13 protein-coding genes are annotated in these 15931 nt (G+C 65.4%); 8 read left to right on the plus strand and 5 right to left on the minus strand.

Annotated elements, in window-relative coordinates; genetic code table 11:
- Positions 1–17 precede the first annotated feature (17 nt).
- The 5 genes from mnmA to KZX42_RS09500 form a co-directional block, all read right to left on the minus strand.
- On the minus strand, positions 18–1229 hold the full coding sequence (gene mnmA / locus KZX42_RS09480) for a tRNA 2-thiouridine(34) synthase MnmA (protein ID WP_248118959.1): 1212 nt from the start codon (positions 1227–1229) through the stop codon (positions 18–20).
- Between the two features lie 92 nt (positions 1230–1321).
- Positions 1322–1606 (minus strand): DUF1153 domain-containing protein, encoded by a 285-nt coding sequence (locus KZX42_RS09485; RefSeq protein ID WP_248118960.1) that lies wholly within the window; start codon positions 1604–1606, stop codon positions 1322–1324.
- 172 nt (positions 1607–1778) lie between these two features.
- Positions 1779–3560 (minus strand): flagellar hook protein FlgE, encoded by a 1782-nt coding sequence (flgE, locus tag KZX42_RS09490; protein WP_248118961.1) that lies wholly within the window; start codon positions 3558–3560, stop codon positions 1779–1781.
- A gap of 24 nt (positions 3561–3584) precedes the next feature.
- Complete coding sequence (locus tag KZX42_RS09495) at positions 3585–4331, minus strand: flagellar hook capping FlgD N-terminal domain-containing protein (RefSeq protein WP_248118962.1); 747 nt, start codon at positions 4329–4331, stop codon at positions 3585–3587.
- A 4-nt stretch (positions 4332–4335) separates the two neighbouring features.
- Positions 4336–5907 (minus strand): flagellar hook-length control protein FliK, encoded by a 1572-nt coding sequence (locus KZX42_RS09500; protein ID WP_248118963.1) that lies wholly within the window; start codon positions 5905–5907, stop codon positions 4336–4338.
- A 396-nt stretch (positions 5908–6303) separates the two neighbouring features.
- On the opposite strand from KZX42_RS09500, the gene flgK reads away from it, so the two are divergent.
- From flgK to KZX42_RS09540, 8 genes are all read left to right on the plus strand, one after another.
- Positions 6304–8421, plus strand: a complete 2118-nt coding sequence (flgK, locus tag KZX42_RS09505) for a flagellar hook-associated protein FlgK (protein ID WP_248118964.1) — start codon at positions 6304–6306, stop codon at positions 8419–8421.
- Entirely contained in the window at positions 8418–9383 is a 966-nt protein-coding gene (locus KZX42_RS09510; RefSeq protein ID WP_248118965.1) for a flagellin, read from the plus strand. Before flgK ends, KZX42_RS09510 begins: the two co-directional genes overlap by 4 nt.
- A 66-nt stretch (positions 9384–9449) precedes the next feature.
- Complete coding sequence (locus KZX42_RS09515) at positions 9450–10688, plus strand: putative DNA modification/repair radical SAM protein (RefSeq protein ID WP_248118966.1); 1239 nt, start codon at positions 9450–9452, stop codon at positions 10686–10688.
- On the plus strand, positions 10688–12139 hold the full coding sequence (locus KZX42_RS09520) for a UdgX family uracil-DNA binding protein (protein WP_248118967.1): 1452 nt from the start codon (positions 10688–10690) through the stop codon (positions 12137–12139). The genes KZX42_RS09515 and KZX42_RS09520 overlap by 1 nt, the downstream gene beginning before the upstream one ends.
- Positions 12140–12371: 232 nt before the next feature.
- Positions 12372–13487 (plus strand): ABC transporter permease, encoded by a 1116-nt coding sequence (locus KZX42_RS09525; RefSeq protein WP_248118968.1) that lies wholly within the window; start codon positions 12372–12374, stop codon positions 13485–13487.
- Positions 13484–14278 (plus strand): ABC transporter ATP-binding protein, encoded by a 795-nt coding sequence (locus tag KZX42_RS09530; RefSeq protein WP_248118969.1) that lies wholly within the window; start codon positions 13484–13486, stop codon positions 14276–14278. The genes KZX42_RS09525 and KZX42_RS09530 overlap by 4 nt, the downstream gene beginning before the upstream one ends.
- 12 nt (positions 14279–14290) lie before the next feature.
- Positions 14291–15229 (plus strand): MlaD family protein, encoded by a 939-nt coding sequence (locus KZX42_RS09535; protein ID WP_248118970.1) that lies wholly within the window; start codon positions 14291–14293, stop codon positions 15227–15229.
- A complete protein-coding gene (locus tag KZX42_RS09540; protein WP_248118971.1) occupies positions 15226–15888 on the plus strand; it encodes an ABC-type transport auxiliary lipoprotein family protein in 663 nt (220 codons plus the stop codon). The genes KZX42_RS09535 and KZX42_RS09540 overlap by 4 nt, the downstream gene beginning before the upstream one ends.
- The last annotated feature ends 43 nt before the right edge of the window (positions 15889–15931 follow it).

A 15931-nucleotide genomic window follows, 5' to 3' on the forward strand; every position in this document is an offset into this window, starting at 1 on the left:
GAAGATTAGAATAGAGGCTAGGCCGCCGCCGCCGCCGTGTCGCGGATGAATCCGCCCCCTAGAACCCGGTCCGGGTCGGCGGGGTCGTAAAGCGCGCACGCCTGACCCGGAGCGACGCCTTCTTCGCCCTGATTGAACGCGACCGAAATCTCGCCGTCGATCAGCGTCAGACGGGCAGGAGAGGGCTGGCGCGTCGAGCGGACGCGGGCCAGGACGGGGACGCTGGCTTCGGCCGCCTGGCGGATCGTGGCCTCGTCGCCTAGCCAGTTGGTTTCTTCCAGGGTCAGGGACGCGGTCAGTAGCGCTTCGCGTGGTCCCACCACGACGCGGCGGGTTTCGGGCTCCAGTTTGGTCACAAACAGCGGCTCGCCCACGGCGACGTTCAGACCCCGCCGTTGACCGATCGTGTAGTCGGTGATGCCGGAATGCTTGCCCAGCACGCGGCCGTCCATATGCACGATTTCGCCGGCCTCGCGACCTTGCGGCCGCAGGCGGTCGATCAGGGTGCGGTAGTCGCCGGAAGGGACGAAACAGATGTCCTGGCTGTCCGGTTTGGCGGCGATCTTCAGCCCAAGTTCGGCGGCGACGCCGCGCACCTGCGGCTTCTCCAGATCGGCCAGGGGGAAGCGCAGATAGTCGAGCTGATCCTGGGTCGTGGCGAACAGGAAATAGGATTGGTCGCGCGAATGGTCTATCGCCTTGCGCATCTGGGAGCGATTGCCGGCGACGGCGCGGCGCACATAGTGGCCAGTCGCCATGGCCTCGGCGCCCAGGTCGCGGGCCACGTCCAGCAGGTCGCGGAACTTGACCGTCTGATTGCAGCGGATGCAGGGGACCGGCGTCTGGCCTTTCAGATAGCTGTCGGCGAACTGGTCGATCACCGCGTCCTTGAACCGGCTTTCGTAGTCCAGCACATAATGCGGAATGCCGATCATGTCGGCGGCCAGGCGTGCGTCGTGAATGTCCTGGCCCGCGCAGCAGGCGCCCTTCTTCTTCAGCGCCGCGCCGTGATCGTAAAGCTGGAGCGTGACGCCGACGACATCGTAGCCGGCCTTGTGAAGCAGCGCCGCAACGACGGTGGAATCCACGCCGCCCGACATCGCCGCCACGACGCGCGCGCCGACAGGCAGGCCCACCGCCGCCCGCGCGCTCTCGACCGCCGCATCCATGTCGGTACGGGCGATATCTGGAACGGGGCAGAAATCTTCGACCAATGTCATTGCGGCCATTTAGTGCGGAACCGGCGCGATTTCGAGGCCCGCAAACGAAAAGGGCCGCACCCGTCGCCGGATGCGGCCCTTCTTCGTCTTCGGGGAAACCCTCAGGAGCGGTAGGTCTGGATGCGCGTGGTGCGCAGACCCTGCATGCCCCATTTGTCGATCGCCTTTTGCCAGGCCAGGAACTCCTCCGCCGTCAGGCGATACTTCGCCAGGGCGTCGTCGAGGCTGATCAGGCCGCCGCGAACGGCGGCGACGACCTCGGCCTTGCGGCGGATGACCCAGCGGTCGGTATTGGACGGCGGCAGGTCGTTCAGAGTCAGGGGCGTGCCAGTCGGTCCGACCACGTATTGTTCGCCTTTGCTATTAAGGCGTCGCTCTTGCAACATGGTCCTATGCCTCTTTCACCAACACCGTAGTGTCATGAAAATAGGCGACCTCGCCTAAGGCCCGTTTAAGCGTCGTGGTGAAGGAACGGATAAAATCCTTCCCCGCACGAACGACTCCGTAAACCTTGCTTTCGCGACGATTCATCGAAACTAACGCTTACTTACTCGCCGATCAGCGTTTGATGTTGATCAGCTCGGCCAGCATTTCATCGGCCGTGGTGATGATTTTGGACGAGGCGGAATAGGCCCGTTGGGTCGTGATCAGGCCGGTGAATTCCGCCGACAGATCGACGGTGGAGGACTCCAGCTGCTGGGACGCGATCGAACCCGCGCCCCCCGTCCCCGCCGTTTTCAGGTTGAACGTGCCGGACTGTAGGCTGACGGCGTAGGCGTTGCCCGACACCTCCTTCAGGCTATCGGGGCTGGGGAAGGTGGCGACCGCGACCTGGGCGATGCGACGCATAACGCCGTTGTCGAAGATGGCGGTGACGAACCCGCTCTCATCGATGGCGATCTTGCTCAGATTGCCGAAGGCGGTGCCGTTGGTGATGGTGGATTGAACCACCGAGGCGGTGTTCAACTGGCTGAGACCGCCAGCGGAGGTGTTAAGGTCCAGATTAACGATCTGATCGGCGATGCCCAGGCCGTCGGCCCATTTGATCTTGCCATTGTCGGTCGGATCGTTGGGGTCGATGGTGTTGTTGGGGTCCGACTTCAGGAAGGACAGGCTGGCGCTCGACGGGTCGTCGAACAGGCCCTTGCCTGTCGGCCAGGACTTCATCGTATCGACGTCCAGACGCCCGGACGGGGTGAAGGCGATTAGCCCGGTCTTGATCTGGCCGTTGGAATAGGGCGCGCCGGTTACGACGTCGCTGGCGGGAACCGAGACGATTTCGGCGTACCACTGGTTCGGCTGTTCGCTCTTCAGGAAACGGATTTCCAGATTGCGTTGGCCGCCTTTGGAGTCGGAAACCGGGATGTTCATCTTGAAGTCCGGCTTAACGCCCGCCGGACTGTCGTCGTCTGCGTCATACATCGCCATCGAGTTGACCAACGGATCGTACTTCGTCTTGGCCATCCCATTTGTGGTCAGGCCCAGGTCCGACAGGTTCAGGGTGAAGGGCGCGCCGGCCGTCCCCGCGCTGGTCGGCGTGATGGTCATCTGTGTGGCGGTGCTGGTCGCGGAACCATTGGCGCTGTTGGCGTTGTCCGGCGCAAAGCCGGTCAAGGCGCCGCTGGCGTCATAGGTCGCCGTTCCCGTGATCTTGGTGATGCCGGTCTTGATCGTCACCGCATAGTTGTTCGCGTCGATCCGTGAATAGCTGACGGCGACGTCGTGCTTGGCGGGGCTGGGTGTGGTGGTGTCCTCCACACCCTTGTAGGATTGGGCCGCCGCCGCGCTGGACACGCTCTGGGTCGAGCGCAGATTGGCGTTGATCTGGACGCGGGTCGTGGGTTCGGCCGTACCGCCGACCGAGCCGATGTTGATCGAACGCAGACGCGACAGGTCGGAAGGATCGGTCGCGATGTCGCCGTTGGAATCCACGGGCCATCCCTGCAGGTACAGGCCCGCGCTGTTCTTCAGATAGCCCAGCTTGTCGACGCGGAATGCCCCGGCGCGAGTGAACAGGCGCGTGTCCGTAGCGGCGTTGCCTTCGGGCTGGGTGGTGGTGACGAAGAAGCCCTGACCGTTGACCGACAGGTCGGTGTTCTCGGTCGTGCGTTGCAGCTGACCTTCCTGGCTGATGAAGGACCGGGTATTGGCCGCGACGCCGCCGGCGGAGAAACCGCTGCCCGTCTTGGTCTGGCTGTTGACCAGGGTCTGAAACTCGCCCGCGGTGCGCTTGTAGCCCACGGTGTTCACATTGGCGATGTTCTGGGAAATGGCCGCCAGGGCGGCGGAGTTGGCGGCGAGACCGGACACGCCGGCCAGCATGGCGCTGTTGAGGCTCATGGAAGAACGCTCCTTACAAGGAAATCATCGGGAAGGCGGCGAAGCGCAACATGCGGCCGCCTCCTCGGTGGTGACTTTCGGATTCTCCGTATCGTCATTGTTGGCTTGAGCCGTGTTCTCGTTCAGCGAGATCACGGTCGAGAGGGGCAGGATCGACTTGCCGATCACCAGGTAGGGCGCGCCGTTGTACATCTCGACGCCGGTCACGCGGCCCTGGATCAGGGCCTGACTGTCGATGGAGGCCCCGGAGAAGTCGGTCGCGGCGACCTTCAGCGTATAGACGCCGCCGTCCTGGGCGGCGCTTCCGTCCTTCATCTTGCCGTCCCAGTCGAATGTGTGCAGGCCGGCCGTCTTGTCCGGCGCGGCGCCTTCCCAGACCACGGCGCCCTTGCTGTCGACGACCTGCAGCGTGGTCTTGTCGGCGTTTTTGCCCAGTTCATAGGCCCAGGTCGCCTTGCCGTCGTTGAACTCGGTCGCGGTCCAGGCTGCGGTGACCTGTTTGCCGATATAGTTGGAGGCGTTGTCCAGACCACCGGCCGACTGCGCCTTCAACAGGCTGGTCAGCAGGTCGTTGGTCAGCAGTTGCTGCTCCACCCCGGCCATCTGGGTCAGTTGCGCGGTGAACTGGTTGGAATCCAGCGGCGACAGCGGGTCCTGGTTCTTCATCTGCGTGGTCAGCAGGGTCAGGAAGGTCTCAAAGTTCGAGGCCAGGGCGGTTGTGCCGCTGGTGATGCGGCCGGCGGCGGTGCTGGTGGATACGGCGTCGACCATGGTGTCAGACCTTCAGATCGACGCGATCAGGCGTCAGGGAATGGTTGGTCCAGGCGCCGGGTCCTGGAAGAATGGGCATGTCGGCCTGAACCGCCAGGCGGCCGCCGCCGGCGAACAGGGCGTTGCGCTGCTGCTGACGCTCGAAGGCGCCGCCGCCGGCCGATGGATCGCGCTGTGAGAAGTCCAGCGCATCCTCGGCCATCTGAAATCCGGCGGCCTCGAGCTGTCGGCGCAGTTCGTCGGCGCGGCCGCGCAGGTCGGCGGCGGCGGCGGGATTGTCGAAGGCCAGGCGGGCGGACAACTGCCCGTCCTTGCCGATCTCCAGACTGACATCGACGCGGCCCAGGTCTTCGGGCGTCAGCACCATGTCGAAACGGGTGGATCGACCGTCCAGCTTGCGCGCGATCTGCGCCGCGAGATGGGCGGTGGTCTCGACTGTCGCCCGCGACAGGGTGGACAGGGCCGGGCCGTGGTCGGCAGTTGCCGCCGATTGGCTGCGCGCCGTGTCGCTGCTCGCGGCGCTCGGGCTCGCACTGTCGGCGCCGTCAGGCGCGGCGCTTGCGGCAGTCGTCGGGTCTCCGGACTCGGCCTTGGCGTCGGCGGCGGAGGACGACAGGGTCGCGGCGGCATTCGTCTCGGTCATGGTCTTGGTCTCGACGCCGGTCGAGGTTGGCGTGGCCGAAGCGTCGGCCAGTCCAGATTCTGCACGTTGGCTTGCTTCGTGGCGGCTGGGGCTAGGCGTCGTCGGCCGATCTGTCTTCAGTCGACCGGCCGCATCGTCAGGCCTGGCGTCGGCTTCGGCGTCGCCCATCAGTGCGGCTGTGACCGCAGCGGTCACATCGGGCGTCGAGGCGGCAGGTTTGGGTGTCGTGGTCGCGACTGCGATCTGGACCTGAGCAGACGGAACCTGCGCGTCCTCCATCACCTTGCCGATGGCTGCCTTGATCGCGTCGTCGGCCTTTGATTGCTGGCCCATAGCGGACATCTTAACGCCCACTGCGGATAGATCAGGGGGCGCGGCGAACGTCGGCGTCGAGACAGCGCTCGCCGTAAGAACGGTTTCCTGCTGCCCGCCAAAGGTTTTGCCGACGGGGCGAACACCCGCGTCTGCGGCCTTCTCGTCCGATGTCGGCAGAGACGGTTCGTCGGATGTGAAGGGGGCCGCGTTGGCCGTCGACGCTTGCTGTTGCGAAGGGGCGGGGGCGACGGGCGCCTGTTGAACGACAATACTGACGGTCGGCGTGCAAGCCGCCGCGTTGTTTTCGGACTGGTCGGTCGCGTCGTCCGGCTGGGCGGGCTTAGGTTGGTCTTCAGGGCCCGTGGTGGACTTGAGGACGCCGAAGCCGTCGCGCTTGCCCGGCGTTTCTATCAAGGCGGGATTGTCGGCGCTTGGCGTCGTGTCGGCGACCAGACGCTTGGCCGTCGGCTGGGTCGGGCGGGCGGGCCTGTCCTCGGCTGTCTGCGCGGCGATCTTGTTCGAGAACAGGTCGGCGTCCGATGGCGCACCCGACGCAGCCGCCGACGTTCCGGTCGAAACCGGCGCGGCAGGGGCGAACAGGGTGGGGGCGATCGACATGGTCGAGGGGCGGCTTTCGGAGCGGAGACGACGGCGCCTGTCGCGCCAAGGGTTCGATCCGCTTGAACGCAAGGCGCGGGCCAGAGAAATAATCCATATAAAACAATGAGAAGAGTCGACTACAGTGCGTCACCTGGCTGGGCGACGGTCGATTATTGCCGCGCTATCGCCACTTTTTGCCCGGCTGTCGCGAACGAAACGCGGATGCCGGTCGCCGACTGTATGATCTCCTCCGCTACTGGCCCGACGTTTGCCCGTCTGATCGATCATGACGGATGGCCAATCCACGAACCCTTGGAAAAACAACGCTCTGGTCGAGCGGCGATGGGGCGTGGCTGGGCAAGAACTGCGCGTGGCCGTGCAGGGCTTGCCGGGTAGGGCGGGGGAGATGCGTCCATGTCGCTGAACTCGATCATGAACATCGCGACCTCGGGCATGAAGACCGCCCAGTCGCAGTTGCGAGTCACCGCCGACAATATCGCCAATGTCGACACGCCCGGCTATGTCCGCAAAGTCGCCGATCAGTCCGCCGCCGTCACCAACGGATACGGCTCCGGCGTCGATATCACGCGCGTCCGTCTGGCCACTGATCGGTTCCTCCAGGCTGCGGGGCTCAGCGCGGGCGCCGACGCGGCGCGTCAGGGCGTGCGCGCCGAACTATATGCTCAGATCCAGAACCCCTTCGGCGATCCCAGCAGCGACACAAACTTCTTCGCCCAGGTCGACAAGCTGTTCGCCACCTACGCCGCGCTGGCCGAAACGCCGACGTCGTCGGCCGCACGCCAGGACACGATCTACAAGACCCAGTCGTTGTTCAATCAGGCGGCCGGCGTCGCCTTCCAGATCCAGTCCGCACGTCAGGAGGCGGATAGCCGGCTGCAAAGCGCGGTCGAGACGATCAATCCGCTGCTGGAGCAGATCGACAAGCTGAACAAGACCATCGCCGGCGGGTCGGTCACCAATCAGGACGTGACGGGTGCGCAGAACGCTCAGTTGGGCCTGATCAACGAACTCTCCAAATATCTGGACGTGAAGGTCGAGCCCCGGTCGAACGGCGGCGTGACCCTGCGCACCAATGCGGGCACGACCCTGGTGGGCGAAGGCCATGCGACCGTGTCCTATCAGACAGCCGGGACGGTCGATGCGACCACGGCCTTTTCCGACATCATGATCACCGAACCCAGCGGCACCCGCTGGCCGTTGCTGGACGGCGTGTCGTCGGGCCAGATTCGTGGGCTGATCGAGATGCGCGACGTGGATGCGCCGGCCGCCGCCGCGCGTCTGGGGGAACTGACGGCCAAGCTGGCGGATGAACTGAACCGCGCCCACAACGCCAGCAGCAGCCTGCCTGCGCCGACCACACTGACCGGCCGCAACACGGGGCAGTCGCTGCAGAACGCGCTGACCGGCTTTGCGGGCGCGACCACCATCACGGCCGTCAACGCCGCCGGCGTAGTCCAGGCCTCGGCCCAGATCGTCTTTTCGGGCGCGACGATGACGATCAACGGCGCTGCCGCCGATCCTTCCACCTTCCTGAGCGTGTTGAACGCCCAGATGGGCGGGACCGTCACGGCCAGCTTCGCCGACGGTCGGTTGCAGCTGGACGGCGCGGGCGCAAACGGCGTGGCCATCGCCGACGATGCGACGTCGCCCAGCAGCAAGGGCGGGCGCGGCTTCTCCCACTGGTTCGGTCTGAACGACCTGGTGTCGACCACAACCCCAACCTTCTACGAGACGGGCCTGGCCCTGTCATCACAGCATGGTTTCGACGCGGGCGAGAGCCTGACCTTCCGCTTCGCCGGCGAATCCGGCGCACGCCAGCGTGACGTCACCGTGGCCGTCCCGGCAGGCGCCGGCACGATGGGCGAACTGCTGGGCGCATTGAACGATCCCATCACCGGCGTCGGCCGATACGGCGCCTTCAGCCTGGATGCGGCGGGCAAGCTGGCGTTCAAGGCGTATGATCCCGCCACCACGACGATGAGCATCGTCACGGACGGCACGACGCAGACGCCCTCCGGCGTGTCCATGTCCCAGCTGTTCGGCCTGGGCGCCACGGGCGCAACGCGGGCCGGCGCCTACAGCGTTCGCAGCGACATCCAGCAGGATCCCGGCAAGCTGGCGCTGGCGCAGCTGAACCTGTCGGCCGCCACGGGCACGCCGGCGCTGAGCAAGAGCGACGGTCGCGGCGGTCTGGCCCTGGGCGACGTCGGAAAGCGCAGCGTCGCCTTCGGGGCGGCGGGCGGCAGCCTGGGCGGAACCAAGACCCTGTCGGCCTATGCGGCGGATTTCGCCGGCGACATCGGCGGCAAGGCCTCGGCCGCCAAGACCCGCAGCGAGACGGCCGCCGCCCTGTCCAAGGAGGCGGACAGCCGCCGCGCCTCGGCTCAGGGCGTCAATATGGACGAAGAACTGGTCAATATGACTACGTTCCAGCAAGCCTATAACGCCTCGGCCCGCCTGATCCAGGCGAGCAAGGACATGTATGACGTCCTGATCGGAATTCTGCGATGACCCGCGTCTCCACCAACGGCAACTTCCAGTCGGCCCTGCTCAGCCTGATGACCGCGCAAAGCCGCGCGCAGCAGGGGCAGGAGCGGATAGACAGCGAAAAGATCGCCACCGACATGGCCGGCTATGGCCGGGGCGCCGAACAGTTGACAAGCCTGACCTCGACCCAGGCGCGACTAGACGGCTTCATAAGCACCGGCGAGACGGTCGCTGCACGGCTGAGCGCGCAGGATCTGGCCATGGGCAGCATCTACGAGGGCGGAACCGGCGCGCGCGAAGCCATCGCCAACAGCCTGGCGGCGGGCGACATCACCAATCTGATGACCGAACTGGGCCTGCAATATCAGACCGTTCAGGGCGGATTGAACGCCCGATATCAGGGATCGTATCTGTTTGCGGGCGGCCAGGGCGATGTCGCGCCGGCGACCGCCGTCACCATGGCCGATCTGGCGACGGCGACCTCGACCGCCTCGACCTTCGCAAACGACACCCTGAAGCAAAGGTCGCGCATCGACGAAAAGACGACGTTGGAGACCAGCTTTCTGGCCAGCGAGATCGGCGGTCCCCTGACCGAGGTGTTCCGCAACATCCAGACCTTCCAGAACGGCGCGGCGGTCACGGTGAACGGCGTGACCTATACGCCGACCGGTGCAGGCACGCTGACCGGCCAGCCCAGCGCCGACGTCACCGCCTTCCTGAAGGCGCAGCTTGGTGAATTGGACAAGGCCAACGTCGATCTGACCAACCAGACTGCCAAGAACGGGCTGATGCAAAACCATGTGGAAGCCACGCTCGACGGCCAGCAGGGGCAGAAGACCGCGCTGCAGAAGATGATGAAGGACAAGACGGCCTACGATCCCGCCCGCGCAATCACCGACCTGCAGCAGGCGCAGGTCGCGATCCAGGCGTCGGCTCAGGTCATCAATACGCTGCGGAACACCTCGCTGCTCGACCTCCTGCGCTGAACCTTATGAAACTAAAAAGAAACGGCTACGCTGGACTTGATGGGACATAAGAACATAGCATGAACTATGGCGCGTCTCGATCTTCGTCGAAAACTGTCGGTTTTGGCCGATGCGGCGAAGTATGACGCCTCGTGTTCGTCGTCCGGTACGTCGAAGCGAAACTCGGTCGGGGGCAAGGGGATCGGTTCGACCGAAGGCATGGGCATCTGCCACGCCTATACGCCGGACGGGCGGTGCATCAGTCTGTTAAAGATACTGCTGACCAACTTCTGCATCTACGACTGCGCCTATTGCATCAATCGCGCGTCGTCGAATGTGGAGCGGGCGCGGTTCGATGTGGACGAAGTGGTCGACCTGACGCTGAACTTCTACAAGCGCAACTATATCGAAGGTCTGTTCCTGTCGTCGGGCGTGATCCGCAACAGCGACTATACGATGGAACAACTGGTTCTGGTGGCCAAGACGCTGCGAGAAGTCCACGATTTCCGGGGCTACATCCATCTGAAACTGATCCCCGAGGCAGACCCGCGATTGGTCGAGATGGCGGGCCTCTACGCAGACAGGCTGTCGGCCAATATCGAATTGCCGCGCGATGAGGCGCTGGCCCGACTGGCGCCGCAGAAGGATGTCGGGGTCATCAAGAAGGCGATGGGGCAGGTGCGGCTGGGCGTCGAGGCGGCTAAACCGGGCAGGCGCGACAAGGTCAAGCCGCCCAAATTTGCGCCCGGCGGCCAGAGCACTCAGCTGATCATTGGTGCGGACGGCGCGCCGGATACGGAAATCCTCGATCGCAGCGCCTCGCTCTATGGCGGATATGGCCTGCGCCGGGTCTATTATTCCGCCTTCAGCCCCATCCCGGATTCCAGCGCAATCCTGCCTTTGTCAAAGCCGCCGCTGATGCGCGAGCATCGGCTGTATCAGGCCGACTGGCTGATGCGGTTTTACGGCTTTTCGGCTCCGGAGATCGGTGAGGGGGCGGCGGGCGGCATGCTTGATCTCGCCATCGATCCCAAGCTGGCCTGGGCGCTGAACAAGCGTGAGCAGTTCCCCGTCGATGTGAACCGCGCGCCGCGTGAAATGCTGCTGCGCGTGCCGGGACTGGGTGTGAAGGCGGTGGATCGGATCGTGTCGGTCAGACGCTATCGAACGCTGCGGTTGGAGGATGTGGGGCGGCTGACGCGCTCGGTCGCCAAGGTGCGGCCCTTCATCACGGCGCTGGACTGGACGCCCGGCGCCCTGACAGACGCCGCCGACTTAAAGACGCAGGTGGGCGGCCGCGCGCCGGAACAGTTGAGCCTGTTCTGATGCCGGTCGCGGTCCTGAACGATGAGACGGACTTCGACGGCTGGCGGAAGGCCGCGAGGGCGTTTCGGCTGGCAGGCGTGGAGCCGGCTGCGGCGCGTTTCGCGGTCGCGGGCGGCGCCGGCCAGGGCGGTTTGTTCGACATCGCGTCAGGCTCGGATGTCATAGGCGCGCCGGTTGAGGCCGAGTTCACTGTCCCAAAGGCCTTTGTCGAACTGGCGGAAAGCGTCATCCTGCACCGCTCCGAGGATCGGTTCGATCTGATGTATCGGCTGCTGTGGCGGCTGAAGGACGACCCCGATCTCATCCGGGTGATCTCCGACCGCGACTTGGCCGATGCGCTGGAGCGGGCAAAGAACGTCAGCCGCGCCTCGCACAAGATGAAGGCCTTCGTGCGCTTTCGGCAGGTGCATGACGATCGGGGCGAGGCCTGGGTGGCCTGGTTCGAGCCGCCGCATCGCGTGCTGGAGAGAACCGCCCCCTTCTTCCAGCGGCGGTTCACGACCATGCGCTGGTCGATCCTGACGCCGGACGGTTCGGCCTTTTGGGATGGCGAGCGCCTGCGGTTCGGCCCGCCCGCGACGCGCGACATGGCCCCGGCCGAGGATGAGATCGAGGACTTCTGGAAGACCTACTATGCCTCGACCTTCAATCCGGCCCGACTGAAGGTGAAGACCATGCAGGGCGAGATGGCCAAGGGCTATTGGAAGAACCTGCCGGAGGCCGCGCTGATCCCGGAACTGGTCGCCGCCTCGTCGGTTCGAACCGAAGTCATGGTCGCCACGCCCGCCCCGTCTCCGAACCCCCGCTTCGCCCGCGCTCTCGCGCCCGATCTACACGCCGCGCGACCCGACGCCGAGGCGGTTCCCAGCACCTTGGCCGAGGTGGCCGAGGGGGTTCAGGCCTGCCGCCGTTGTGCCTTGTATCGCGATGCGACCCAGGGGGTGTGCGGCGAGGGCCCCAAGACGGCGCGGCTGATGATCGTCGGAGAACAGCCGGGCGATCAGGAGGATCTGGCCGGCCGCCCCTTCGTCGGACCGGCGGGCGAGGTGCTGGACATCGCCCTGGAGGAAGCAGGGATCGACCGATCCGATGTCTATGTCACCAACGCGGTGAAACACTTCAAACACGAGCCGCGCGGCAAGCGCCGTCTGCACAAGACGCCCAACGCCGGGGAGGTTCAGGCCTGCCGCTGGTGGCTGGACGCCGAGCGCAGGCTGATCAAGCCAGAGGTTATTCTGGCGTTGGGGGCCACGGCGGGGCTGGCGGTGCTCGGTCGAAAGCCGGCGGTCATGAGCGAACGGGGCGCCCCCTTGGCGCTGCCGGACGGCGAAACCGCCCTGCTGACCGTCCATCCCTCGTATCTGCTCCGCCTGCCCGATGTGGCGGCGAAGGCCGAGGCGCGTCGGCTGTTCATCGATGATCTGATCGCCGTTCGCGCGCGTATGGACTGAAGCAGAGAACGAATCCCGTTCGGCCGCGTTTGGCATCCACGCCAGCGTGACTGTTTGGCGAAACGATCCTGGGGGAGGCGGCCGCGACACGGTTCAGCGACAATCATCCGCGTGAATGTCATCGCGCGTTGACATCGGATGCCGCCTTGACTATTAGCGCGGCAGGGATTTCGGCTGCCCAGAAGGGCTGCCAGGGGATGATCGCGATGTCCGACCTGTCGTTCGAGGTCCGATGAACCAGGCGCAATACGAGATTGTGGAGACGGATGGCGCGGCAAGGCTGCGTCTGACCGGCGACTGGACCACAACGGCGCTCGGCCGCTTGCCGACGGAGCTGAGCCGCGACCTGGAAGGGCGCGAGATCGCCAGCATCGACACGTCCGATTTGGGCCGGTTCGACACCGCCGGCGCGCTGGCCCTGGTCCAGGCCTCCAGCGGGCGGCTGTCCAAGAGCCAGTGGAAGGATCGGCCCGAGGCCGGTCGCATCTATCACATGATCGAGTTGCTGGAGCGCAAGAGCGCCCCGGCGCCGAAACGGCCCAGCGCCTTCGTGCGAACCTTCGCCAAGATCGGTCGCGGGGTCTATGACTTCGGCGGCGAGGCCATGCTGTCCCTGACTTTCCTGGGTCGCCTGATGGCGGCGGTGGTCGAGGCTGTGCGACGTCCCGGCGGCATCCGCTGGCCCGCCTGGGTCAGCCAGGCCGAGCGGGCCGGCCTGGACGCCATTCCCATCGTCATGATCACCAACTTCTTCATCGGGGCGGTGGTGGCCTTCATCGGCGTCGATCTGCTGACCGATTTCGGGGCCCAGGTCTTTGCGGTGCAGCTGATCGGCGTGGCCATGTTCCGCGAGTTCGCCGTGGTGATCGCCTCGGTGTTGTTGGCCGGCCGCTCCTCCTCCGCCTTCGCCGCCGAGATCGGCTCCATGCGGATGAACCAGGAGGTCGACGCCATGCAGGTCATGGGCGTCAATCCGTTCCAGGCCCTGGTAGTGCCGCGCGTGGCCGCCCTGGTGCTGATGCTGCCCCTGCTGACGTTCATGGGCATGATCGGCGGGCTTGTCGGCGGCCTGGTCGTGTGTTGGAGCTCCCTGAGCCTGGGCCCGTCCTTCTTCTTCCAGCGTCTGGTCGAGGACGGCAGCATGGCCCAACACATGATGGTGGGTCTGGTGAAGGCGCCGGTCTTCGCCCTGGTCATCGCAGCCATCGGTTGCCGCCAAGGCATGTCTGTCGCTGGCGATGTCGAAAGCCTGGGACGCCGCGTGACGGCGGCCGTGGTTCAGGCCATCTTCGCCATCATCCTGCTGGACGCCGTGTTTGCTCTGATCTTCCTTGAGCTGAACATATGACCGACAGCACGACTGCAAAATCCGAACCGGAAAACCTGATCGAGGTTCGCGGCCTGCTGAGCCAATTCGGCGAGCGCACCATCCATGAGAACCTGGACCTCGACCTGCAACGCGGCGAGGTCATGGGCGTGGTCGGCGGGTCGGGTGCGGGCAAGACGGTCTTGTTGAACACCATCATCGGCCTGAAGGAACCCGAAGGCGGCTCGGTCAAGGTGTTGGGCTACGACCGTGCCAGCCTGACAGACGCGCAGTCGGCCGATATCGAACGCCGCACCGGCATTCTGTTCCAGCAGGGCGCACTATTCTCTTCGTTGACGGTGTTGGAGAACGTCGCCTCGCCCTTGGTCGAACACACCAAACTGCCCAAGTCGGTGATCTACGAACTGGCCGAGCTGAAGATCGCCATGGTCGGTCTGAAGCCCGAGCACCACTATCTGAAGCCCGCCGAACTGTCGGGCGGCATGAAGAAGCGCGCCGGTCTGGCCCGCGCCTTGGCGCTGGACCCTGAACTTGTCTTCCTGGACGAGCCGACCGCCGGCCTGGACCCGATCGGGGCGGCGGCCTTCGACGATCTGATCCGTCAGCTGGCCGACGACCTGGGCCTGTCGGTCTTCATGATCACCCACGATCTCGATACCCTCTACGCCATCTGCGACAAGGTCGCGGTCCTGGCGGACAAGCGGGTGGTCGAAAAGGCCACGGTGCAGGAGCTGGAACACTCCGACCATCCGTGGATCAAGGAATACTTCCTGGGGCCGCGCGGTCGCGCAGCCACCAAGACGGCGGCCTGAGGAGAGCCGAGCATGGAACGAGACGCACATTACGCCGCCGTTGGGATCGCCACCGTCTGCCTTCTGGCGGCGCTGGCGGTGTTCACCATCTGGCTGGCCCGGCTGCAGTTCAACCGCGACTACGACCTGTACGACATCGTCTTCTATGGACCGGTGAAAGGGCTGTCGGAGGGTGGAGAGGTCCATTTCAACGGCATTCGCGTCGGTGAGGTGACCGATCTGAATATCGACACCAAACGCGGCGATCAGGTCATCGCCCGCGTCCGCGTGGACGGCACGACGCCGGTCCGCGTCACGTCGCGCGCCCAGCTGGAACCGCAGGGCATCACCGGCCTGAACTACATCCAGATCACCGCCGGCTCGCCCAATAGCGCGTTGCTGAGAGACCAATATCCCGACAATGTGGTGCCTGTGCTGCAGAGCCGGCCGTCGCCCATCGCCGAACTGCTCAGCGGATCGGGCACCGTGCTGGCCCAGACGGTGGACGCTTTGAACCGGATCAACCGCGTCATGTCCGACGACAACATCCGCAGCTTCTCGACCAGCGTAAAGAACGTCGAGGCCCTGACGACCGAGCTTGAAGCGCGCAAGGCCATCTTCCAACAGTTGGAAGAGGCCGTGACCAACGCCAACGCTGCCGTGAAGGAATATCAGGCCCTGGCCGTCGACACCCGCCAGATCATCAACACCGACGGTCGTCAGGCCATCGCCAACATCAACGCCGCCACGGCGGAGGCCCGTACGGCCATCGCCTCGGCCAACCGTTCGATCAGCGGTCTGGAACGGCCCTTGGGCGACTTCGCGACGTCCAGCCTGCCGCAACTGACCGGTACGATCGAAGAGTTGCAGGACGCCACCCGGTCGCTGCAGTCCCTGATCGATCAGGTTCGCGCCAGCCCGCGCGACTTCATCGGGCGTCCCCAATCCAAAGAGCTGGAGGTTCAGCCGTGATCAACCTTCCCGTCGTTCGTTCCGGCCTACGTCTCGCGGCGGGCGTCGCCGTCCTGTCGGCGCTGGGCGGGTGTTCTCTGCTGCGCACGCCTGACCCGGTGCAGAACTACCGCTTCGGCCTGCCGATGGAGGCGCCGTCCGCCATCGGCGACGCCCCTGCGCCCCTGACCGTCTCCATTCGTCGAATCGAGTTCCCGGAGGCGGCTGGCGACGACCGCATCCTGGGCGTCACGGGATTGGAGACCGCCTATATCGGCGGCGCGCGGTGGGTCTCGCCCGCTTCCACCCTGTTCGACGACAGCCTGAAGGCCGCCTTCGCCAACCGCGCGGACCGCATCCGCGTGCTGGGTCGGCGCGAGCCGGGCACGCCGCCGTTGGTGCTTCAGGTTACGGTCACGACGTTCGAGGCGCGCTACGCCGCGCCGGGCGCCGCGCCGGATGTGGTGATCACCGCCCGTGCTCAGTTGCGCTCGACGCCTGAGCGTCAGGCGAGCGGCACAGCCATCCGGCCCGAGCAGGGGCGTGCGGTCGAGCGGGTCTTCACCGTGACCCAGCCGGCTGGAGAGAACCGCGTCTCCGCCATCGTCGCGGCTTTCGACACCGCCACGCGCGACATAAACACCCAGATCGCGGACTGGACCATTCAGTCGGGACGGTGAGGCGGGCCAGTGCCCGCACACCAGGGGACGCCGGTTCGCGGAT

The sequence above is a fragment of the Brevundimonas sp. EYE_349 genome, assembly GCF_023147505.1.
In the GTDB taxonomy this organism is placed as follows: domain Bacteria; phylum Pseudomonadota; class Alphaproteobacteria; order Caulobacterales; family Caulobacteraceae; genus Brevundimonas.